The organism is Pseudomonas sp. MH9.3 (assembly GCF_034354675.1).
Taxonomy (GTDB): Bacteria; Pseudomonadota; Gammaproteobacteria; order Pseudomonadales; family Pseudomonadaceae; genus Aquipseudomonas.
The window spans coordinates 3003996-3027237 of the sequence record NZ_CP133785.1 but is presented as its reverse complement, the minus strand read 5'-3'; the positions used below and the strand labels follow the sequence as shown (position 1 = coordinate 3027237).

The 23242-nt window shown below is 62.6% G+C and carries 16 protein-coding genes; 9 read left to right on the top strand and 7 right to left on the bottom strand.

From position 1 onward, the window contains the following. The first annotated feature begins 102 nt into the window (after positions 1 to 102). Complete coding sequence (gene bfr, locus RHM60_RS13250) at positions 103 to 567, top strand: bacterioferritin (RefSeq protein ID WP_003176400.1); 465 nt, start codon at positions 103 to 105, stop codon at positions 565 to 567. A gap of 63 nt (positions 568 to 630) precedes the next feature. Here the strand turns inward: bfr and uvrA are convergent, their stop codons facing one another. Then, a complete protein-coding gene (uvrA, locus tag RHM60_RS13245) occupies positions 631 to 3465 on the bottom strand; it encodes an excinuclease ABC subunit UvrA (RefSeq protein ID WP_322212039.1) in 2835 nt (944 codons plus the stop codon). Between the two features lie 178 nt (positions 3466 to 3643). Between uvrA and RHM60_RS13240 the strand changes: the two genes are divergently transcribed. The 4 genes from RHM60_RS13240 to tam all read left to right on the top strand — a co-directional run bounded on the left by RHM60_RS13240 (position 3644) and on the right by tam (position 8819). Continuing rightward, positions 3644 to 5038 carry an MFS transporter gene (locus tag RHM60_RS13240; protein ID WP_209985398.1) on the top strand — a complete coding sequence of 465 codons (1395 nt, stop codon included), beginning with the start codon at positions 3644 to 3646 and terminating at the stop codon, positions 5036 to 5038. 9 nt (positions 5039 to 5047) lie between these two features. Beyond that, positions 5048 to 5563, top strand: a complete 516-nt coding sequence (locus RHM60_RS13235; protein WP_003232445.1) for a single-stranded DNA-binding protein — start codon at positions 5048 to 5050, stop codon at positions 5561 to 5563. Positions 5564 to 5940: 377 nt separating this feature from the next. Continuing rightward, on the top strand, positions 5941 to 7965 hold the full coding sequence (locus RHM60_RS13230; protein ID WP_322212038.1) for a methyl-accepting chemotaxis protein: 2025 nt from the start codon (positions 5941 to 5943) through the stop codon (positions 7963 to 7965). Positions 7966 to 8057: 92 nt separating this feature from the next. Continuing rightward, positions 8058 to 8819: a trans-aconitate 2-methyltransferase gene (gene tam, locus RHM60_RS13225; RefSeq protein ID WP_209985391.1), complete on the top strand. Its 762-nt coding sequence runs from the start codon at positions 8058 to 8060 to the stop codon at positions 8817 to 8819. Between the two features lie 15 nt (positions 8820 to 8834). Here tam and RHM60_RS13220 read toward each other — a convergent pair whose 3' ends face one another. After that, a complete protein-coding gene (locus tag RHM60_RS13220) occupies positions 8835 to 9398 on the bottom strand; it encodes a cysteine hydrolase family protein (protein WP_231423550.1) in 564 nt (187 codons plus the stop codon). Between the two features lie 262 nt (positions 9399 to 9660). Between RHM60_RS13220 and RHM60_RS13215 the strand changes: the two genes are divergently transcribed. Both RHM60_RS13215 and RHM60_RS13210 read left to right on the top strand, forming a co-directional pair. Then, positions 9661 to 10770: a DUF3182 family protein gene (locus tag RHM60_RS13215; protein WP_209985385.1), complete on the top strand. Its 1110-nt coding sequence runs from the start codon at positions 9661 to 9663 to the stop codon at positions 10768 to 10770. Next, positions 10760 to 11515 (top strand): alpha/beta hydrolase family protein, encoded by a 756-nt coding sequence (locus RHM60_RS13210; protein WP_231423548.1) that lies wholly within the window; start codon positions 10760 to 10762, stop codon positions 11513 to 11515. The genes RHM60_RS13215 and RHM60_RS13210 overlap by 11 nt, the downstream gene beginning before the upstream one ends. 93 nt (positions 11516 to 11608) lie before the next feature. On the opposite strand, the gene RHM60_RS13205 is transcribed toward RHM60_RS13210, so the two are convergent. The 4 genes from RHM60_RS13205 to RHM60_RS13190 are packed head-to-tail and all read right to left on the bottom strand — an operon-like array spanning position 11609 to position 15513. After that, positions 11609 to 12562 (bottom strand): lysylphosphatidylglycerol synthase domain-containing protein, encoded by a 954-nt coding sequence (locus RHM60_RS13205; protein WP_231423547.1) that lies wholly within the window; start codon positions 12560 to 12562, stop codon positions 11609 to 11611. Continuing rightward, positions 12555 to 13814, bottom strand: coding sequence for a cardiolipin synthase ClsB (gene clsB / locus RHM60_RS13200; protein WP_322212037.1), 1260 nt, complete (start codon positions 13812 to 13814; stop codon positions 12555 to 12557). Before clsB ends, RHM60_RS13205 begins: the two co-directional genes overlap by 8 nt. Next, complete coding sequence (locus tag RHM60_RS13195; RefSeq protein ID WP_209985374.1) at positions 13811 to 14590, bottom strand: endonuclease/exonuclease/phosphatase family protein; 780 nt, start codon at positions 14588 to 14590, stop codon at positions 13811 to 13813. Before RHM60_RS13195 ends, clsB begins: the two co-directional genes overlap by 4 nt. Next, on the bottom strand, positions 14587 to 15513 hold the full coding sequence (locus RHM60_RS13190; RefSeq protein WP_322212036.1) for a DUF72 domain-containing protein: 927 nt from the start codon (positions 15511 to 15513) through the stop codon (positions 14587 to 14589). Before RHM60_RS13190 ends, RHM60_RS13195 begins: the two co-directional genes overlap by 4 nt. A gap of 192 nt (positions 15514 to 15705) precedes the next feature. Here RHM60_RS13190 and RHM60_RS13185 point away from each other — a divergent pair, with 192 nt between their 5' ends. After that, positions 15706 to 17802, top strand: coding sequence for a mechanosensitive ion channel family protein (locus RHM60_RS13185; RefSeq protein ID WP_209985369.1), 2097 nt, complete (start codon positions 15706 to 15708; stop codon positions 17800 to 17802). A gap of 104 nt (positions 17803 to 17906) precedes the next feature. On the opposite strand, the gene RHM60_RS13180 is transcribed toward RHM60_RS13185, so the two are convergent. Beyond that, positions 17907 to 22157, bottom strand: a complete 4251-nt coding sequence (locus tag RHM60_RS13180; RefSeq protein WP_322212035.1) for a DEAD/DEAH box helicase — start codon at positions 22155 to 22157, stop codon at positions 17907 to 17909. A gap of 167 nt (positions 22158 to 22324) precedes the next feature. On the opposite strand from RHM60_RS13180, the gene RHM60_RS13175 reads away from it, so the two are divergent. Then, positions 22325 to 23209, top strand: coding sequence for a sugar nucleotide-binding protein (locus tag RHM60_RS13175; protein WP_231423542.1), 885 nt, complete (start codon positions 22325 to 22327; stop codon positions 23207 to 23209). Positions 23210 to 23242 lie beyond the last annotated feature (33 nt).

Below are 23242 nucleotides of genomic sequence, written 5' to 3'. Positions count from 1 at the left end.
GCCACTTTTCTCAGGAAATCTTCACTTTTCTGCCGTTGGTCCCGTGACCAAAACGTCAGCATGGTTCAAACTACAGACTTTCAAGCAGGGAGATGTAGGGCGATGCAAGGTCACCCCGACGTAATCGATTACCTCAACACGTTGCTGACGGGCGAACTGGCAGCTCGTGACCAATACTTCATCCACTCGCGCATGTACGAAGACTGGGGCTTTACCGAGCTCTACGAGCGTATCAATCACGAAATGGAAGAAGAGGCACAGCACGCCGACGCTTTGATGCGTCGCATTCTGATGCTCGAAGGCACGCCACGCATGCGTCCTGACGACCTGGACGTGGGTACCACGGTGCCTGACATGCTCGCCGCCGATTTGCGCCTTGAGTACAAGGTGCGTGCCGCGCTCTGCAAAGGCATCGAACTGTGCGAGCAGCACAACGACTATGTCACCCGGGAAATCCTGCGGGTGCAGTTGAATGACACCGAAGAAGATCACACTTACTGGCTCGAAAAGCAGCTGGGCCTGATCAAGCTGATTGGTCTGGAAAATTACCTGCAATCGCAGTTCTGACTTCAGACGGTAAAAAGCCCCTGACACCGATGAGGTGACAGGGGCTTTTTATTGGCCGATCCATCAGGCCCTGTCGCGCGCCAACAACGGTTTCAAGTAGTAACCGGTGTGTGATTGCGACATCTCGGAGACTTGCTCCGGCGTACCCACCGCAATAATCTGACCCCCCTTGGAGCCGCCTTCCGGCCCTAGGTCCACCAGCCAGTCTGCGGTCTTGATCACATCGAGGTTGTGCTCAATCACCACCACCGTGTTGCCGTGATCGCGCAAGCGGTGCAACACATCCAGCAACTGCTGGATATCCGCAAAGTGCAGGCCTGTGGTGGGCTCATCGAGGATATACAAGGTTTTACCCGTGTCGCGCTTGGACAGCTCGCGAGACAGCTTCACCCGCTGCGCCTCGCCACCAGACAGCGTGGTCGCCGACTGGCCCAGCTTGATGTACGACAAACCCACATCCATCAGCGTCTGCAGCTTGCGCGCCAGCGCCGGAACCGCGTCGAAGAACTCCCGCGCTTCCTCGATCGTCATTTCCAGGGTTTCGTGGATGTTCTTGCCCTTGTACTTCACCTCAAGGGTTTCACGGTTATAGCGCTTGCTCTTGCACACATCGCACGGCACGTAGATGTCCGGCAGGAAGTGCATCTCCACCTTGATCAGACCATCGCCCTGGCAAGCCTCGCAGCGACCGCCCTTGACGTTGAACGAGAAACGCCCAGGCCCATAGCCCCGCGAACGGGATTCCGGCACGCCGGCGAACAATTCGCGAATCGGCGTGAACAACCCGGTATAGGTGGCTGGATTGGAGCGCGGCGTACGGCCAATCGGGCTTTGGTCGATATCGACTACCTTGTCCAGATGCTCCAGGCCCTTGATGCTGTCATGCGCTGCGGCTTCCAGCGTGGTCGCGCCATTGAGGGCCGTCGCGCTTAACGGAAACAGCGTGTTGTTGATCAGCGTGGACTTGCCCGAGCCGGACACGCCGGTAACGCAGGTCAGCAGGCCCAGCGGGATTTCCAGGTCGACATTGCGCAAGTTGTTGCCACGCGCGCCATTGAGGTGCAGCGCCATCTTCTTGTTACGCGGCGTACGCTTGGCCGGTACCTGGATCTTCACGCGGCCAGACAGGTACTTGCCGGTCAGCGAGTCCGGGTGAGCCATGACTTCGGCAGGTGTGCCTTCGGCGACAATGTGCCCGCCATGCACGCCGGCCCCCGGGCCGATATCGACCACATAGTCCGCCAGACGAATCGCGTCTTCATCGTGCTCTACCACGATCACGGTATTGCCGATATCGCGCAGGTGTTTCAACGTTCCCAGCAGACGGTCGTTGTCGCGCTGGTGCAAGCCAATGGATGGCTCATCAAGAATGTACAACACGCCGACCAGACCCGCGCCAATCTGACTGGCCAGGCGGATCCGCTGTGCCTCACCGCCCGACAGCGTGTCGGCGCTGCGATCCAGCGACAGGTAATCGAGCCCAACGTTGACCAGAAACTGCAGGCGCTCGCGGATTTCCTTGAGGATCTTGTCGGCAATTTCCCCACGGCGGCCGGTCAGTTTGAGTCCGCCAAAGTATTCACAGGCATCACCGATCGGCAGGCCGGTCACCGCTGGCAAGGTCTTTTCTCCCACCCACACGTGCCGCGCTTCGCGGCGCAGGCGAGTGCCACGGCAGTCCGGGCACGGCTGGGTGCTGAGGAACTTCGCCAGCTCTTCACGCACGCTCGCCGATTCAGTCTCACGGTAGCGACGTTCCAGGTTCGGTACGATGCCCTCGAACGGGTGTGAGCGCTTGACGATATCGCCTCGGTCGTTGAGGTATTTGAAATCGACGTTCTGCGAGCCGCTGCCGGTGAGGATGACCTTCTGCTGCTCTGCCGGCAGTTGGTTGAAGGGCACTTCAAGGCTGAACTTGTAGTGAGACGCCAACGAGCCAAGCATCTGGAAGTAATAGACGTTGCGCCGGTCCCAGCCGCGTATCGCCCCCTCGGCCAGTGTCAGTTCCCCATTGACCAGGCGCTTGATGTCGAAGAACTGCTTCACCCCCAGGCCGTCACAGGTCGGGCAGGCGCCGGCCGGGTTGTTGAAGGAAAACAACTTGGGTTCCAGCTCGCTGATGGCATGCCCGCAGACCGGGCAGGCGAAGCGTGCGGAGAAGATGATCTCTTCGCCCGGCTCGTCGTCCATCGGCGCCACCAGGGCGATACCGTCCGCCAGCTTCAGCGCGGTCTCAAAAGACTCTGCCAGGCGCTGCTGCAGGTCAGCGCGCACCTTGAAGCGGTCGACCACCACATCGATGGAGTGCTTCTTCTGCTTGTCGAGCTTCGGCGCTTCGTCCAGCTCATAGAGCTTGCCGTTGATCCGCGCGCGCACGAAACCCTGGGCACGCAGCTCTTCGAAAACAGAAAGGTGTTCACCCTTGCGCTCGCGAATCACCGGCGCCAGCAGCATCAGCTTGGCGCCTTCCGGCAGGGCCAGCACCAGGTCGACCATCTGGCTGACGGTCTGGGCCTCCAGCGGAATGTCGTGATCCGGGCAGCGGGGAATACCCACGCGCGCGTACAGCAGACGCAGGTAGTCGTAGATTTCGGTGATGGTGCCCACGGTGGAGCGCGGGTTGTGGGAGGTCGATTTCTGTTCGATGGAAATGGCCGGCGACAAGCCTTCAATGGTGTCGACGTCGGGTTTTTCCATCATCGACAGGAACTGGCGGGCATAGGCCGACAGCGATTCCACGTAGCGACGCTGGCCTTCGGCATACAGCGTGTCGAACGCCAGGGACGATTTGCCCGAGCCGGACAGGCCGGTGATGACGATCAGTTTGTCCCGGGGCAGGGTCAGGTCAATGTTCTTCAGGTTGTGGGTTCTAGCCCCACGAATCAGGATCTTGTCCAAGATGGCCTCGCACGGCGGGCGTAAATAATGCCGGAGTATACGGCTAAAGACTGGATGAATATACACTGTCAAAAGGCCGCTTGCAGCCTTGCATGAAAGCTGCGCGGCAAAGCGCCGCATATACCCTCTCAATCGATGGGACTGGTAGAATCGCCGCCGGTTCACACGAGGTTTTTCCATGCACGATCCCCACAGCGAACGCATGAGTAGCGGCGAGACCCGAGCGGCAAGCGGTCTGGCCCTGGTGTTCGCCTTCCGTATGCTTGGCATGTTTATGGTGTTGCCGGTGCTGGCGACCTATGGAATGGATCTCGCAGGAGCGACCCCCGCACTCATCGGCCTGGCGATTGGCGCCTACGGTCTGACCCAGGCCATTTTTCAGATTCCGTTCGGGATCATTTCCGACCGCATCGGCCGCCGCCCCGTGATTTACCTCGGCCTGATCGTCTTCGCGCTCGGCAGCGTGCTCGCGGCCCAGGCCGATTCGATCTGGGGCGTGATCGCCGGACGCATCCTGCAGGGCGCTGGCGCGATTTCCGCGGCGGTCATGGCGCTGCTCTCGGACCTGACCCGCGAACAACATCGCACCAAGGCCATGGCAATGATCGGGATGACTATCGGGCTGTCGTTCGCCGTGGCCATGGTGGTCGGCCCGCTGCTGACCAGTGCGTTCGGCCTGCATGGGCTGTTCCTGGCCACCGGCGGCATGGCGCTGATCGGCATTGTCATCGTCGCGTTCATGGTGCCGCGCTCTACCGGCACCTTGCAGCACCGTGAGTCCGGTGTGGCGCGCAAGGCGCTGCTGCCGACGCTCAAGCATCCGGACCTGCTGCGCCTGGATTTAGGTATCTTCGTGTTGCACGCCATGCTGATGTGCAGCTTCGTCGCCTTGCCCCTGGCGCTGGTGGAAAAAGCCGGTCTGCCCAAGGAGCAGCACTGGTGGGTCTATCTCACTGCGTTGTTGATTTCGTTCTTCGCCATGATCCCGTTCATCATCTATGGCGAGAAGAAACGCAAAATGAAACGAGTTCTGCTCGGCGCCGTCGCGACATTGATGCTCACTGAACTATTCTTCTGGCAGTTCGGCGACAGCCTGCGGGCGCTGGTGAGCGGCACGGTGGTGTTCTTCACCGCGTTCAACCTGCTGGAGGCGTCATTGCCTTCGCTGATCAGTAAGGTTTCACCGGCCGGAGGCAAGGGCACGGCGATGGGGGTGTATTCCACCAGCCAGTTCCTCGGTTCCGCGTTGGGCGGCATCATGGGCGGCTGGATGTTCCAGCATGGCGGTCTGTCGGTTGTGTTCCTCGGATGCGCCGGGCTGGCTGCACTTTGGCTGGCCTTTGCTGTTACCATGCGCGAACCTCCCTACGTCACCAGTCTGCGTTTACCGCTGTCGCCCGAGGCGATGCGCGAAGCCGGTCTGGCAGAGCGCCTGAAGGCCGTCGTTGGAGTAACGGATGCAGTAGTGGTCGCTGAAGAGGCGGCCATTTACATTAAATTGGACACCGAATTATTGGATCGCGCGACGCTCGAGCAACTGGTCAACCCAGTGCCGACAGCGCGCCCAGCCTAGGAGAACGTTATGGCCCGTGGGGTTAACAAAGTCATATTGGTCGGTACATGCGGCCAGGATCCCGAAGTTCGCTACCTGCCTAACGGTAACGCCGTGACCAACCTGAGTCTGGCGACCAGCGAACAGTGGACCGACAAGCAGACCGGCCAGAAGGTCGAGAAAACCGAATGGCACCGTGTGTCGATGTTCGGCAAGGTTGCCGAAATCGCCGGTGAATACCTGCGCAAAGGTTCGCAGGTCTACATCGAAGGCAAACTGCAGACCCGCGAGTGGGAAAAGGACGGTATCAAGCGTTACACCACTGAAATCGTGGTCGACATGCAAGGCACCATGCAACTGCTGGGCGGCCGTCCACAGGGCGACCAACAGGGCCAGGGCGGCATGTCCAACTCGGCACCGCGTCCACAGCAGTCGCGTCCACAGCCAAGCCAGCAGCCACAGCGTGAGTCGCGTCCAGCGCCACAACAGGCCGCGCCACAGCCGGCTCCGGATTTCGACAGCTTTGATGACGATATTCCGTTCTGATCGACGCCCGCGCTGGCACCCAGCGCTCAGCTGATCCCAACGCCCCTGCGGATTGCAAAATCCCAGGGGCGTTTTCGTATGCGCTCAAATAGTCGCAACGCTCGCCGCCATTCTCCTGCACACAATCATCACACAGCGTTGATATCAACGCGACATCACTTTTCTTCAAGCGTTCCAGAGTTGTACAAATATAAAAAAATGTACAACTTTTCTTAAAGTTCTCAATCTCAATGCCGACACCGAGCATGAAACGATTAGTTACATGCACAGCGTGATTAGCCAAATGTGCCAGACAGAGCCAGGCATTTGAGAGAAAACGGACAGTTCTCACCTATAAACCTTCCACAAACTGTCCCATTGCGGGCTGTGAGAACTGTATGAATATCCTTGCTCCTGCCGTACACCTGGCCAGCCGTTTACGTTTCCCCACCAAATTCGGCGTGCTGGCAATCATCGTCCTGATCCCTCTGGTGCTGCTTGGCTCCCGTATCGTCCACCAGATCAACGAGAGTCTAGAAGTCATCCGCTCCGAACAATCGGGCCAACGCTATCTGTTGGACGTGACCCCTGTGCTGCGCTTGTCGATGTTGCAACGCGCACTCACCAACCGCCTGCTCAGCGGTGACAAGAGCGCGCAGCCCGATCTTTCCGCCAACCAGGCAAAGCTGGAAGACGCATTTTCTAAACTGGCCACCACCGACCGCCAGTTCAACGCCCAGCTCGAAACCGGTGACCGCGTGCAGCGCCTGCGTGCCGGGGCGCAGCGCCTGATTGAGCTGGCCAAGGGCGACGCCAACCCGAGCACTACCTTCGACGAGTGGAACGATCAACTCACCGAAACCCTGAACTTCGTTTATTACGTATCGGCCACCTCGGGCATGGTGCTCGATGAAGACTTTGCCTCGCTGTTCATGATCGACCAGAGCACCTTGCGGTTGCCGCGCCAGATCAATATCGTCGGCCAATTGCGCGGTCTGGTCAGTGGGCTGCATGAGGGGCAGGTATTGAGCCCGGGCACGCGTGGCGTGATCAGGGCGATGCTCAAGAACGAGGTGATGATCCACAAGGAGCTCCAGCAGAGCCTGGACCTTTTGCGTCGTCGCGAGCCGGCCCTGGCCGATCGCATTCAGGCACCGATTACCAGTGCCTTTGCGAGCCTGGAGGGTTTTCGCGCCGATCTTGATCTGATGATTGGCTCCACCACCGACACCATCAGTGGCGTGCAGAACCTGCCGGCCAAGGGCAACGCGGTAGTCGCCGAGTTGTACAAGGCGCAGGACACCCTGCAAGACGCGCTGTTGAAGAGACTGGAACGCCGTGTCCAGGAAAAAAGCGCAGAGCGCCTGCTCATCCTCGGCATGCTGGCCGGGCTTGGCCTGTTGCTGGTGTACGCCTTCAGCGGCATCTACAGCGCCATGCGGCGCACCCTCAACGATGTGTTGAGTGCCACGCAGCTGATTGCCCAGGGCGACCTGAGCACGCGCATTCCGGTGCGCGGCAACGATGAAATGGCCGACGTGGGCAACGCTCTCAACGCGATGGTGCAGGCCTTCAGTGCGTCGCTGTCGCAGGTTGAGCGCAGTTCGCAATCGGTGTCCGAGGCGGCCGCGCGCATGGGGGTGTCCATCGACGTGGCCAAACGCTCGATGAATGTGCAGCAAAGTGAAACCGAGCAAGTCGCCACGGCCATCAACGAGATGACTGCCAGCGTTGCCGATGTGGCGCAGAACACCGAGGGCGCCGCCCATGCCGCCGGGCATGCCAGTCAGTCTTCGATCGCAGGCCTTGCGAAGATGCAGGAAACCCGCGTCACCATCGAAGCCCTGGCCGAAGAAGTGGAGCGCAGCGCGCAGAAAGTCTCCGCGCTGGCCCAGCACAGCCAGCAGATCGGCGGGGTTATTGAAGTGATCCGTAACATCGCCGATCAAACCAACCTGCTGGCGTTGAATGCCGCCATCGAGGCGGCCCGTGCCGGTGAGCAGGGCCGCGGCTTTGCGGTGGTGGCGGACGAGGTCCGAACCCTGGCCTCGCGCACGCAGAACTCAACCGAAGAAATCCGCACCATTATCCAGGAGCTGCAACTGGCGACGTCCGCGGCCGTGGAGCAGATGAAGTCGGGCAAGTTGCGCGCGCAGGCCTGTCTCGAGTCTGCTCAACAAGCCTCGACCAGCCTGGATGCAATCAATGATGGCGTTGATCAGATCGTCGGCATGAACACGCAGATCGCCAGCGCAGCGGTGCAGCAACACGCCGTGTCCGAAGACATCAACCGCAACGTGACCGAAATTCGCAACGGCAGTATCACGTTGATGGAGGGCATCGAAGACAACGCTGCGACGGCGCAGGAGCTGTCGTTGCTGGCGGGGGAGCTGCGTACGGTGGTCTCGCGGTTCAAACTGTAGGGAAACAAAAGGACGCATTTATTGGCAGCCGTCGTGTGAATGAGTTCTGGCAGACTGGTGCAGTTTTTACACCACGCAGAAGGAAAACCGCGATGACCTGGTCTGCCAAGCAATACACCTTGTTCGAGCAACAACGTACCCGTCCCGTCCGCGATCTGGTCGCGGCCATCCCGAATGTCGACGTGCACAGCGCCGTCGACCTGGGCTGCGGCCCCGGTAACTCAACGCAGGTGTTGGCCGAGCGCTATCCGCAGGCGCAGGTCACCGGCATGGACAGTTCCGATGACATGTTGCTCGACGCCCGTCAGCGCCTGCCCAACCTTGATTTCGAGCTGGCGGATATCGGCGCCTGGAACCCTGCGCGGCAATTCGATGTGATTCTCGCCAACGCCTCTCTGCAATGGCTGCCCGACCACGCCACGCTCTACCCGCACCTGGTCAGTCATCTGACGCCGGGCGGCACGCTGGCGGTGCAAACGCCGGATAACCTCGACGAGCCTGCCCACCAACTGGCCCGCGACGTGGCGGCACAGGGGCCCTGGTCGGCGAAGATCGGAGCGTTCAAGCACAATCCGCGTCACCCCGCGAGCTACTACTACGAGTTGCTGAGCCAGCATTGCAGCACCGTGGATGTTTGGCGCACCACCTACCAGCACCCGCTGGCCGACCACGCGGCGGTAGTGGAATGGTTCAAGGGCTCGGGGTTGCGGCCGTTTCTCGCGCCTTTGAGCGATGACGAAAAGGCCGCGTTCCTACGCGAATACCAGACGAGGATTACCAAAGCCTACCCAGCCCTGAGCGACGGCAGCGTGCTGTTGCCATTTCCGCGCCTGTTCATCATCGCCACTCGCTGACGCTTCACAGGGCGGTCACACGGCCGCCGTCTGCGCCTTCAGGTACTCATCCGCCGACACCACGCTCGCATAACCGAACGCCAGCGCCGCCATGTATGCATCATGCACCTGCGTCGCCGGGATGACCTTGCCATTGAATTCAAGATCCCGCGTGGCGCAGGCATCGTGGATCACCGTGACCTTGTAGCCCAGGTCCGCCGCTGCGCGCACCCCCGCATCGATGCACATATGGCTCATGCTGCCGACCACCACCACGTCGGTGATGCTGCGTCGTTCCAGCAGAGCGCGCAGATCGGCTTCGCGAAACGCATTCACGAAATGTTTAAGCACCACCGGCTCGCTGCCTTCGTTGAGTGCCTTGGGGTGCAACTGCGCGCCTTCCGAGCCTGGAGTGAAGAAGGGCGCATCCTCGGCGGTGAATTCATGGCGCACGTGAATCACGGCATCGCCCGCCTGACGAAACGCCTGCAGCACCTGCGCCGCCTTGTCCGCCGCCGCGTCCACGTCGACGAGCGGCCACTTGCCCTGGGGGAAGTAGTCGTTCTGGATATCGATCAGAATGAGCGCCTGCTTGGCCATGGGTTTTGCCTCGTGATGAGTTGAGCAGACCGCTATCTTAGCTGGCGCCCTGGCCTTTCGCCCACTGGATTGGCGCGCTCCTTGTGGCGGTGAATCGTGCAGAACGCCACGCCCTGCACGTGGCGTCGTGCAAAATAAAACAGGCCAACTGCTATCGCCCATTCGGCAACTGATTGATTTTAAAACCCTGCGCCTCAACCGCGCCTTGGCCTGATCCCTGCAACCTCTCATTTACATACCTGGCAGGAAGCAAGGGGGCCGCATGAACGCGACTCAACGCAGGAAACTGGTGGTCGCTCACTCCACAAGAGAGGGCGCGCCGCAGCATGAAGTGGAAACCAACCGTGCACTGGCCCGTTGGCTGGCGCAGATACTGGGGCTGGAGTTCGCCGGCAGCTTCGATCCCAAGGTCCATGCCGGCCGCGACCTTTACATACTGCCCACGCAGACGCTGGTGGGTCCGGCCCAGGCCCGCGCGCTCAACATCCAGGGCCCCGAAGACCTGTGGGGCGGTTATGTCGATCACGACTTCATCTGCACCAAAGCCATCAGCCATGGCCTGCTCGGGCCCGATGCAACGGCGCCGGAGGGCTGGTCGCCGTTGTTCTGCGAACTTGTCAGGCCCGTCGTGCTCGACGGCCTCAGCGTATTTGCCTTGCAGGACGCCCGTGCCGCCGCTGAGCGCCTGCTCTACAGCGGGCCGATTCGCCTGAAACCGGTGCATGCCTGCGCCGGGCGCGGCCAGGTAGTCATTCGCAGCCTTGATGAGTTCGATGCGCTGCTCAAACGGGACGGCGCCGAGCAATTGTTCAGCGATGGCGCAGTGCTTGAGCAGGACTTGCACGAGGTGATCACCCACAGCGTGGGCCAGAGCTATATCGGCGACCATGTGTTCAGCTACTGCGGCGAGCAATACCTCACGCATGACGCAAACGGTGATGAGGTGTACGGCGGCTCCGACCTGATCGTGGTGCCCGGCGACTACGACGACCTGCTCGCCCTCGGCCTGCCCGTCGACGTGCGTGAAGCCATCGAACAGGCCCAGGTTTTCGACAGCGCCGCCGATGAGGCCTACCCTGGGTTCTATGCCTCGCGGCGCAATTACGACATCGCCCAGGGCCTGGACAGCGACGGCCAGCGCCGTAGCGGCGTGCTCGAACAATCCTGGCGCATGGGCGGGGCCAGCAGCGCGGAAGTCGCGGCGCTGCAAAGTTTCATCAACCACCCGGGCCTCAAAGCCATTCATGTGTCATCGGTGGAAACCTACGAGGACCAGCCGCTTCCGGCGCAAGCCATCGAGGTGTATCGCGGCCCGGCCGAAAACAGCGACTTTCTTCTCAAGTACGTAACGGTTAAATCTTATGACGGCTAGAAGCGAAAGCATTGCAATCGAGATAGACGACGAACACATGAGCGGGACATTCCTCAGTCCCAAATCCAAAGTCCCCGGCGTGTTGTTCGTGCACGGCTGGGGCGGCAGCCAGGAACGCGACCTGGAACGCGCCAAAGGCATCGCAGGTCTGGGCTGCGTGTGCCTGACCTTCGACCTGCGCGGCCATGCCGGCGCTGGCATTCCGCTGGCCCGCGTGACCCGCGAAGACAACCTGCGCGACCTGCTGGCGGCCTACGACCGTCTGCTCGCCCACCCGGCCATCGACACCTCGGCCGTGGCGGTGGTGGGCACCAGCTATGGCGGCTACCTCGCGGCGATTCTCACCTCATTGCGCCCGGTACGCTGGCTGGCGCTGCGCGTGCCGGCGCTGTACCGCGACGAAGAATGGCTCAAGCCCAAGCGTGACCTGAACAAGATGGACCTGATGGATTACCGCAGCACCCTGGTGCGTGCAGACACCAATCGCGCCTTGCACGCCTGTTCGGCGTTTACCGGTGATGTGTTGATCGTCGAGTCGGAAACCGACGACCACGTGCCCCACGCCACCATCATGAGTTACCGCGCGGCGTGCCAGCAGACCCATTCCCTGACGCACCGCATCATCGATGGCGCCGACCATTCGTTGAGCGATCCGGTGTCGCAGCAGGCCTATACCTCGATCCTGGTGGACTGGATTACCGAGATGGTGGTGGGTGAACGGTTGAGCATTATCCAGGCTCGATAACCGCCATCGGGAGCAAGCCCCTTCCACATTTGAACTGCATTCAACGTGTGGGAGGGGGCTTGCTCCCGATGGCGGTATGTCAATCACCCACAATCAAGCTGGCGTCTTCTTCACCCGCAGCGCCTTGGCCTTCGCCTCCACGCCCAGGTACATCACCAACGCAATCAGCAACGGGCAAATAAAATAAATCGCCCGATACGCAATCAACCCCGCCAACAAACTGCCCCGCGACGCCTCATGTTGCAACAGCCCGATAAACACCGCCTCGAGCACCCCAAGCCCGGCCGGGATATGCGTCACCACCCCGGCAATCGCACTGATCAGCAACACCCCCAACACCAGCGGGTAATCCAGCTTGGCAGGCAGCAGGGTGAAAATCACCGCCGCCATCAGCGACCAGTTCAATGCGCCCAGCGCCAATTGCAGGCACGCCATGCGCAGCGATGGCAGGTTGATCTCGATGCCGCGAATCGACCACGCGCGCTTCTTCGAGAACTGACAGGCCGCCAGGTAGCCCAGGCTGACCAGCACCAGCAGCGCGCCAATCCCCTGCAAGGCCGTCGTGCTGACCTTCCATCCCGGTGGCATGGTCACCAGCCCGCTGCTGAACACCACCCCGGCCAGGGCCATGTAGCCGAACCAGTTGGTCGCCAGGCTCAGGCCGAGGATCTTGGCGATATTGCCGGTGCTCACCCCCAGCCGCGAATACAACCGATAACGCATGGCGATCCCGCCGACCCAGGCACTCAGGTTCAGGTTGAACGCATAGCTGATAAAGCCCACCGGCAAAATCTGCTTCCAGCGCAATGGCTGGCCGATGTAGGTGCGGCCGATCAGGTCGAAGCACGCGTACACCAGAAAACTGCACAAGGTCAGCCCGGCGGCGATCAGCAAGGTGCGCCATTTGAAATCGCCCAGGGTCTGGATCACTTCGCTCCAGTCGATCCGCCGCGCAAGCAGGGTGAACAGCACAATCAACAGCAGGAAGAAGGCGATGGTCAGTGGCTTCTTCCAGCGCTTGAAGCGTGAGCCTGTGTGGTCAGTCATGGGCCTGGCTCTCGAAAGGTTTCAAGCGGGGTTTGTGCGCTGGCAGCCAGCCGGTCAGCGCCGGGAAGTGGCGCATCACATGGAACACCAGGAAGCCGACGGTCAGGCGCCACAGCCACAGGCGCGGCTTGTGCTTTGCCGGGATGACCTGGCAGTGGTTTTTGCTGAGGGTTTCCAGGCTGTCGTACAGCTGCTGATTGAATGCGCGGTCGCGAATCAGCACGTTGGCTTCCAGGTTCAGCGCCAGGCTTAACGGGTCGAGGTTGCTCGAACCCACCGTGCTCCAGTCGTCGTCCACCAGCGCCACCTTGCCGTGCAGCGGGCGCTGGCAGTATTCGTGGATCACCACGCCGTCCTTGAGCAGATAGTCGTAGAGCATGCGCGCCGCCAGTTTGGCCAGCAGTACATCGGGCTGGCCCTGCATGATCAACTGCACCTGCACGCCGCGCCGTGCCGCATTGCGAATTTCGCGCAGCAAACGGTAACCGGGGAAGAAATACGCATTGGCGATCACCGCGCGTTTTTTCGCCTGGCTCAGGGCGTAGATATACGCTTCTTCGATGTCGTCGCGATGCTGCAGGTTGTCGCGATAGATCAGGCGAACCAAGCCCTCACCGCTGTCGGTGGCCCACGGCGAAGGCCGCTGCTGGCGACGACGCCAGCCACGCCGCGTGCGCACCTGACGACCGCTTTGCGCCAGGGCAAAGTGATGCAGGTCGGCCACCGCCGGGCCTGTCACCTGCACCGAATAATCCTGCTTGGCCTCGGGGCCGAAATCGCCCAGATGGTCGGCCGAAAAGTTGATCCCGCCAATAAACGCGACCTCGGCATCCACCACCACGATCTTGCGGTGCAGGCGGCGAAACCAGTTGGTGCGAATGCCCAGGGTCTTGGACGCCGGGTCGAACATCTGCACCATCACCCCGGCATCTGCCAGCGCTGCAAGAAACACCGCGCTCAGCTCGCCACAGCCGAAGCCATCCAGGCTGACCACCACCTTCACGCCACGTTGGGCTGCCTCGATCAGAATGCCTTGCAGCTCATGGCCGACCTTGTCCTCGAACAGGATAAACGTCTCCAGCAGGATCTCCCGCTGCGCCGTGCGCATGGCATCGAAGACCCTGGGGAAGTATGCCTCGCCGTTCTCCAGCAACTCCACCTGGTTGCCACTCTGCCAGCCGTAATCCAGGTCGCGGGCCTTGGCCTCATCCGGCGGCTGATCGGTCGCGATATGCTCGACCGCAATATTCATAGCTCAATCTCCACCGACAGCGGCACATGGTCTGAGAGGTGGGACCAGGGCCGGGTATTCAGCACGCGGGGGTTATGCACCGTCACGTTGCGCACGTAGATGCGGTCCAGCGCCAGCAGCGGCAAGCGCGCGGGGAAGGTGCGCGCGTGTTTGCCCGAAGACTGCATGAATACTTCCTGCAAGCCGCTCTGGCTGAGGTCGGCACGCTGGCGCCAATCGTTGAAGTCGCCGGCGACCACCAGCGGCGCGTCGGCGGGTATTTCGCCAATGCGCTGCTCGAGCAGGCGCAGTTGCTGCTGGCGATGCACTTCGCGCAGGCCCAGGTGCATGCAGATCGCATGCACCTCCTGGCCGCTGCCGGGCAGGCGCAACACGCAATGCAGCAGGCCACGGTTTTCGTGGCCGCTCTGGGAAATGTCGAGGTTCTCGTAGCGCACGATCTGGAATTTCGACAGCAGCGCATTGCCATGGTCGCCATGGGGGTAGACCGCATTGCGGCCATAGGCGAATTGCGGCCAGATACTGTCGGCGAGAAATTCGTACTGCGGCATGTTCGGCCAATCGCTGTAGCGCTGGGGATGCTGCTCATGGGTGCCGTGGATTTCCTGCAGGAACACCATGTCGGCGCCGACACTGCGCACTGCTTCGCGCAGCTCGGGCAGGATGAAACGCCGGTTCAGTGCGGTGAAACCCTTGTGGATATTGACCGTGAGCACCGTAAGACGGGCGACGGCAACGTCCGGCGCCACCACCGGGAGCGGTTCTGGATGGGTCATGCCAGCACCCCGGGTTCAGGCAGCTGTCCGGGCACTGTGGCCAGGTGCTGGTCCAGGCCGAAACGCTGCAGCAACTGGCGCGCGTCGAAAGGCGCGCGCACCTTGAGGTCATTGTCGAAGAAACAGAACACATCGCGTTGCTTGCGGGTGCGGGGTTTATGCTGCGGGTCGACCAAGTGTGCATCCTCCGGTTGTTTGCCATGGGCCCACCGCTCAATGCGGTCGCCCCAGCGTTCGAGGGCTTCAGGGGTGTAGCCGCTGGCGTACAGCTGCTTGTCGCCGTGCAGACGCAGGTACATGAAGGTGGCGGTGACGTCTTCGATAGACGGCCACTTGCCGGCGGTATCGGCCACCACCAGCGCGACGCCATATTTTTCGAGCATCTTTACGAACGCCGGCACGGCGAAGCTTTTATGGCGAATTTCCACGGCGTGACGCAGGGCTCTCTTGCCATGGGCCTGCATGCTCGCCTTGCCGTTCAGGCGGGGCTCATGCTGGCGGGCGAGGGCGGCGGCCTGTTGCGTGTCGCCGGGCAGTTGCTGCAAAAAGGCTTCGAACAGCGGCGCATCGAATTTAAAGCTGGGCGGGAATTGCCACAGGATCGGCCCCAGTTTCTCCTTCAATTCCAGCACGCCGGATGCAAAGAAATTCGCCAGCGGCGCATGCACATCCTTGAGCCGCAGGATGTGCGTGATATAACGCGGCGCCTTGACGCTGAACATGAAACCCTCGGGTGTATCGGCGTACCACTCGGCGTAACGCTTGGGCGTTTGCAGTGCGTAGAACGAGCCGTTGATTTCGATGCTGTTGACGGCACGTGACGCAAACTGCAACTCGCGTTTCTGGGTCAGCCCCTCGGGATAGAAGTCCCCGCGCCAGGGCGTATAGCGCCAGCCGGATATGCCGATATGAATCGCCGCCATGGTTGGGTCCGTGGGAAAGAGTGCGTGGTTGGATGACTGTGATTTTTGTCGGAAAGTTTCCCGATTCCTACAAACGGCATGCTTCCAATGCAGTAGATCCAGTGTGGGAGCGAGCGAGCCTCCTCCCACAGGGAACGATCAGGGCTCAAACCCGTCAGTTCCTTACAGACCCTTTCCCAGGAGCCCGGTGTTTTGCTGAATCTAAAGACTGCATGGCTACTCGGCGCGCTGCTGTTTTGCGGCAGCGGCGCACTTCAGGCGGCGGCGACCGCACCCGCCACCGCCCCCGAAGCCGAGGCCCCGGCCAAGCCGGAGTTGCTGGTGGAAGGCGGACTGCTCGGCGCGATCAGTTCCAGCATTGACGACGTGCAGCAGAAGCTCGACCTCAATCAGAACTTCATTGACGAGTGGCGTCTGCGCGCCGACCGCGCCGCCAACGAAGTCGGGCGCCTGGTCAATCAGACGTCAGCCCGCTCACCGTGGAGCGTGGCTGGGGATTTCCTGTTGTTGTCCGGCGTCTGGGTCGGCGCCTTTACCCTGTTGACCTTGCTGGGCCGGATGATGGTGCGACGCCTGGGCCAGCGCGCGTTTTTTGAACGGCGCGGGCGGTTGCTGGATGTGCTGGGCTACGTCGTGCCCTATACGCTCCCGGCGCTGATCTGCCTGCCGCTTACCCTGTACGTCAGTCATTTTCTCGCCACCTCCGTGGGGCGCGCGCTGGCGCTGTGCCTTGCCTACGCCACCAGCAGCGGCATCTTTTCCACCTCGATGCTGTTGTGCGTCATCGTCATGTTCAACGTGGGCCACAAGCGTCCGGCGGTGCAGATCATTTGCGACTACTGCCCCAAGCCGCTGTTCCTGATCGGCTTCCTCGCCGCCCTCAGCGATGCCTTGACCAGCCCGCAGATCGCCCGCCAGTTGGGCGGCAATATCACCAGCAGCATCGCGGTGTTCACCGGGCTGTTCGCCACGGTGATCTTCGGCGTGCTGGTGGTGCGCCTGCGCCGTCCGGTCGCCCACTTGATCCGCAATCGGTCGTTGGCCCAACGCATCAAGCACCCGGCGTTGCAGCAATCGCTGCGTATCTTCTCGGGGCTGTGGTACTGGCCGATCCTGCTGATGGTGCTGGTCTCGGCGATCAACCTGATCGGTGCCGGCGACGATAATCAGAAGGCGCTGCGTTGTGCGCTGTTCACCACGATCCTGCTGATCGGCACGGTGTTTCTCAGCACGGTGCTGCAACACTTGTTCAAGTCGCGCAGCCAGGTGGCGATCCAGCGCAGCAGCGCCTACAAGGAGCGCTTCCTCAGTTTGCTGCACGCGATCCTGCGCATCGCGATGGCCGTGGCGTTTATCGAAGTGCTTGGGCGTATCTGGGGCGTGTCGCTGTTCGAGTTCGCCGAGCGCAACTCGATCGGGCGCGCCATCAGCGACTCGCTGAGCAGCATCGGCCTGATCCTGCTGATGACCTGGCTGTTCTGGGTGGTGCTCGACACGGCGATTCAGGAAGCGCTCAAACCGCCGGTCAACAAACGCTCCAGTCGCCAGCCCAGCACGCGGGTCAAGACTATCCTGCCGCTGCTGCGCAATGCGGTGAAAATCATCCTCGTGGTGATCTGCGCGATCACCACCATGGCCAACCTGGGCATCAACGTCGCGCCGCTGTTGGCCGGTGCCGGGGTGGTCGGCCTGGCCATCGGTTTCGGTTCCCAGCAACTGGTGCAGGACGTGATCACGGGCCTGTTCATCATCATCGAAGACACCTTGTCGATCGGCGACTGGGTGGTACTCGACTCCGGCCACGCCGGCACCGTCGAAGGCCTGACCATCCGCACCCTGCGCCTGCGCGACGGCAAGGGCTTTGTGCATTCGGTGCCGTTCGGGCAGATCAAGGCGGTCACCAACCAGTCGCGACAGTTTGCCTACGCGTTCTTCTCGGTGCAGTTCACCTACGACACCGATGTGGACAAGGCCGTGGAACTGATCCAGGAAGCGGGGCAGTCAATCCGCGACGACGCGTTCCTCAAGTACAACCTGCAAGGGCCGCTGGAAGTGTTCGGCGTCGACAAAATGGACCTCAACGGCGTGGTGCTCACCGCGCAGTTCCGCACCGTGTCGGGCGGGCAATATGCAGTCAGCCGCGCGTTTAACCAGCGGTTGAAGAAGCTTGTGGATAACTGTGACGAGGTGCATTTCGCGCAGACTTATCCACAGCAGGTGCTGTTGCCCAAGCGGGTGGGGCAGGCTGAAGAGGTGGTGGAAATTACCGAGCCGCCGCGTAGCCAGTAAGGATGCTATCGGGAGCAAGCGCCCTCCCACACTGGATTGGGTTCACACATCGAACTATGTGAACCCAATCCAGTGTGGGAGGGGGCCTGCTCCCGATGAGGCCCTCAAGACCGCCCAAGCAACTTCTCCTGCACCGCCTGCTGATCCACCTCAACCAGCACCTGCTGCTTGCCGCCAACCATAACCGCCGCCGGCAACCCGTCGCGGTACACAATCCGATTGCCACTCACCGCCGGCACCTTGCTGCCCGGTAACAGCGTGCCCACCAGGTTCAGCGGGTCCGCCCCACACACCGCCACCAGGCTCCCGTCGTGCGCGCGCCGCCGTACCTCGCGCAGCAGAGGAATCGCCTCGGGCAACGCAAACTGCTCACCCGCCAAGCCGCTCACAAATCGCCCGCCGCGGATCTCCCCGCGCGCTTCCAGGCGGTGGAAGGTGCGCAGCAATTCGCGCCAGCTCGGCAACCAGTCCGCCTCGCGTTCAAGCAGGCGCCAGAACACCACGCCGTAGCGGCGCAGCAGGGTCATCGCCACATGCTCAAGCGTCTCTGCCGAATGCGGGCCGGCAGCGCCGGGCGGGCGGCGGATCAAGGCCCAGCGCCCGGCATCGTCCATGCCGCCGATAAACGCACCGCGCCCGCGCCGGCTGCTGCGCGCCTGGCGCTTGCTGGCGGGCGTGGTCAGGGCGCGCAGCCCGGCAAAGCTGTCGGCATTCACCAGGCCCGCGCCCACCAGTTCCTGCAGCACTGTTTCCAGCTCGCTGCGCAGCAGACGGGCTTCGTGCACCAGTTCATCAAAAAACAGCGCGCCGTGCTCGCGCAGGGCCAGGTGGACCTTTTGTGCCTTGGGCGACAGCGCGGTGCTGTCGACGGGGTCGGTCAGGCCGCTCCACAATCCCACCTGGCTGCGCGGCAACAGCACCACCGGCGTGCTGCGCAGGGCCATGGCGCCGGCCTTGTCGCTCAAGCGCATCCACACCAGCTTGCCGCTGCGGCACAACTCATCGAGCCAGGTGGAGGAGTAGTCCTTGATGCGCGCACTGAGCAGGTCACTGTCCCAGGCCGAGGTGGCGGCCGCAAAGCCTTCGAACTGGCCGACGATCTGCGGCAACACCGCGCTGCCCTGGCCACGGGTGGCCTCGGACACGTGCTGCCAGTCGAACAGAAAGCGCATGAAATCCTGCAGCGCCACCGGTTCGATTTCGCGGCGCAGGCGCTTGACCGTGTAGCGGTGAATACGCGCCAGCAGGTGCCGTTCGCACCATTGCTCTGCGCTGGCGCCGGGGCTGAAATGCCCGCGCAACACATAGCCTTCCTGCTCCAGCCGGGCCAACGCCTGGGTCACGGCGGCCACCGGCAACCCGATGGGCGCGGCGATCTCGATCACACTCAACGGACCAAAACCACCGAGGCGCGCACGCAGCACTTCGAGCACTGCGTCCTCGAAGGTCCAGGGCTCATCGAAGCCGGGCAATAACGGCAAATCGTGAGGATAAATCGCCTGCCAACAGCTCAGGCGTTCGACGGCGACCCACAACCCGTTGGGCAATTGACAGGCGCGCCCGGCCTTCGCCAGCGCGTTCAGCCACTGCGCCCATGGCGGCGTGACTTCGCTTTCGGCGATGCACGCCAGGCTCATCAGCGCTTCATGCATTTCGTCCGGGCCATGGGGCGTTGGCCAGGCCTCCTCGCGCACGCCAGCAATGGCCTCGGCATCCAGGGCGCCAAGGTCGTCGGTGCTTTGCGGGTCGCTCCAGCGCCGGTTGAGCACGGCCTGGGTGCGGCGCTCTTCCAGCGGCGCATCGTCGAGAAAGGTGTAGGGCCGCGCGCTGAGAATTTCCGCCGCCATGGGCGAGGGCGCCGGCAAGTCGCGGCTGATCAGGCGCACCTCGCCGCGTTCCATGCGCCGCAGCAGGTCCAGCCAGGCGTCGCTGTCCATGGCTTCGTGCAGGCAGTCGTCGAGGGTCTGTTCCACCAGCGGGTGTTCGGGCACTTCACGTTCGCCGGCGAGGTTTTCCAGGCAGGCGATCTGGTCGGGAAACACGCTGGCGATCAGGTCTTCGCTTTTCATGCGCTGGATCTGCGGCGCCACCTTGCGCCCGCCGGTAAAGCGCGGCAATGCCAGCGCCACCCCGGCATTCCAGCGCCAGCGCACGCCGAACAGCGGAGCGTCCAGTACCGCCTGGATCAGAATGTGTTCGGCGCTGTGGCTGTTGAGGTAACGCCACACCTCATTCAGCTCAAAGCTGTGGCTGGTGGACAGCGACAGCACAATCGCGTTTTCACTGGCCGCCGCTTGCAGCTCGAAGTTGAACGTGCGGCAAAAACGCTTGCGCAGCGCCAGGCCCCAGGCGCGATTCAGACGGCTGCCGAACGGCGTGTGAATGATCAACTGGGTGCCGCCGGACGCGTCGAAAAACCGCTCCATGATCAGCGTGTCCTGGGACGGTAATGCGCTCAGCGCCAGGCGCGCGCGGGCCAGGTAATCGAGGATTTGCTCGGCGCTGGCGCGGTTCAGGCCCAGGGTGTCGGTGAGCCAGTCCTGCGCCGGTTGCAGGTCGCCGGGGCTGGCGCCGAGCAGGCGGTCCAACTGGCCCTGCAAGCGTGCCACGGCGGCGGACAGCTCATTGCTGCGCCCGGGCATTTCGCCGAGCCAGAACGGAATGGTCGGCGGCTGGCCATGGGCATCCTCGACCCGTACCTTGCCGGCTTCGACCCGCAGGATGCGGTAGGAGGTGTTGCCCAGCTGGAAGATGTCCCCGGCGATGCTTTCCACCGCAAAGTCTTCGTTGACGCTGCCGATGTTCAGGCTCTGGGGTTCGAGCAAAACGCTGTAGTCGGCGTTGTCGGGGATGGTGCCGCCGCTGGTCACGGCGGTCAGCCTGGCGCCCCGGCGACCGCGCAGGGTGCGGGTCAGGGCGTCGCGGTGCAGGTAGGCGCTGCGAATGCCCTGGCGCCCGTTGTAGCCCTCGGCGAGCATCTGCAACAGCGCCTGGTAGTGGCGTTCATCCAGCGCGGCGTAGGGCGCGGCGCGGTGGATCAGTGCCAGCAGGTCTTGTTCGGGCCATTCGCGGGCGCTGACTTCGGCAATGATCTGCTGGGCCAGCACGTCCAGCGGCGCGACCGGGATGTGCAGGGTGTCCAGTTCGCCACGGCGCACGCAGTCGAGCAGGGCGGCGCATTCGATCAGGTCGTCGCGGGTGGTGGCGAACAGGCGCCCCTTGGGCGTGCCGCCGACCTGATGGCCGGAGCGTCCGACTCTTTGCAAAAAACCGTTGATGGAGCCGGGCGAGCCGATCTGGCACACCAGGTCCACCTCGCCGATATCGATCCCCAGCTCCAGCGACGCGGTAGCGATCAGCACTTGCAACGCGCCGGCTTTGAGCCGTTGCTCGGCGTCCAGGCGCAACTCCTTGGCGAGGCTGCCGTGGTGCGCGGCCACGGCGGTCTTGCCCAGGCGCTCGCTGAGGTGGCGGGCCAGGCGTTCGGCCAGGCGCCGGGTGTTGACGAAAATCAGCGTGGTGCGGTGTTCGCGGGCCAGTGTCGCGAGGCGATCGTAGACTCGTTCCCAGACGTCATTGGCCATGACTGCCGAGAGCGGCACCGGCGGCACTTCGATGCCCAGGTCGCGCGGGCGGGCATGGCCGATGTCGACAATGGCGCACTCGCGCGCGCTGCCCACCAGAAACCGCGACACCGCCTCGATGGGTTTTTGCGTGGCCGACAAACCGATGCGCGTCAGCGGCTCGGCGCACAGGCCTTGCAGGCGCTCCAGGCTCAGCGCCAGGTGGCTGCCGCGCTTGCCGGCGGCGATGGCGTGGATCTCGTCGACAATGACCGTGCGCGTGCTGGCGAGCATCTGCCTGCCGGAGTCCGAGCCGAGCAGCACATACAGCGACTCCGGGGTGGTCACCAGGATGTGCGGCGCGCGTTTGCGCATCAACGCGCGGTCTTTTTGCGGGGTGTCACCGGTGCGCACGGCGGTGCGGATCTCCAGCGGCGCCAGGCCCTGGCGCTGCAACTGCGCGCTGATCCCGGCCAGCGGGTTTTGCAGGTTGATCTGGATATCGTTGGACAGTGCCTTGAGCGGCGACACGTACACCACCTGCGTCGCGTCCGGCAGGTGGCCACCGTTGGCCAGGCCCTGTTGGACCAGGTCGTCGAGCACCGCGAGGAAGGCCGTGAGGGTCTTGCCCGAGCCGGTCGGCGCGGCGATCAGCGTCGAGCGCCGCTGGCGGATCAGCGGCCATGCCTGGGCCTGGGCGCCGGTGACTGCGGGGAAGGTGCTGCGAAACCAGGCGCTGACGGCGGGGTGGAAACCGTCCAATGCCCTGTCCGTTGATTCAGGAAGGTTCATGCAATGATTGATGCCACCGGCTCCAACAAGTTGCAAAGGCTTACTTTATCCGTGACGGTTGCGCTACAAACCCGCAAAATGCAACGATTCCGGCTACACCCCACGGTATGGCATACACGTCTGCCGACACTAACCATCGTTCCAAACAGACTGGGCCTGCACAATCTATGCGAATGCGCCTTATGTTACTGGGCGGCGGGAATGCCCTCGGGCAGGCGCTGATTCGCCTCGGTGCAGAGGAAGACATCGGGTTCCTCGCCCCCAAACCGCCCCAAGACGGCTGGGATGCCGCGAGCCTCACCCAATTGCTCGACGACACCCGTCCCGATGCATTGATCAACCTCGCCTACTATTTCGACTGGTTCCAGGCCGAGGCCGTCAGCGAAACCCGTCTGGCTGCTCAGGAATACGCCATCGAGCGTCTGGCCGAATTGTGCCAGCACCACAGCATCACCTTGCTGCAACCGTCCAGCTACCGCGTATTCGATGGCTCGCGCGCCACTGCTTACAGCGAAAAAGACGATCCAGTGCCATTGGGCCTGCGCGGCCAGGCGTTGTGGCGCATCGAGCAAAGCGTGCGCGCCACCTGTCCGCAACATGTGCTGCTGCGGTTTGGCTGGCTGCTGGATGACAGCGCCGACGGCACCCTCGGGCGCTTTCTGGCCCAGGCCGAAAAGCCGGGCGAGTTGCCGATGGCCGATGACCGACGCGGCAACCCGACGCCGGTGGACGATGCCGCGCGTGTGATCATTTCGGTGCTCAAGCAACTCGATTGCGCAGCGCCTTTGTGGGGCACGTACCATTACGCCGGCCACGAGGCCACCACGCCGCTGGCGCTGGGCCAGGCGATCCTCACCGAAGCGCGCAACTTCCGTGCGCTGGCCATCGAGTCGCCCGCCGCCCAGGCCCACGCCGCGCGGCCGGACGCGGCGGACGAACCGCAGCACGCGGTGCTGGCCTGCAAGAAAATCCTCCACACCTTCGGCATCAAGCCCCGGGCATGGCGGGCGGGGTTGCCGGCATTGCTGGACCGGTTTTACCGGCATACCTGACACACCACACAACCCAAAAGTGGGAGGGGGCAA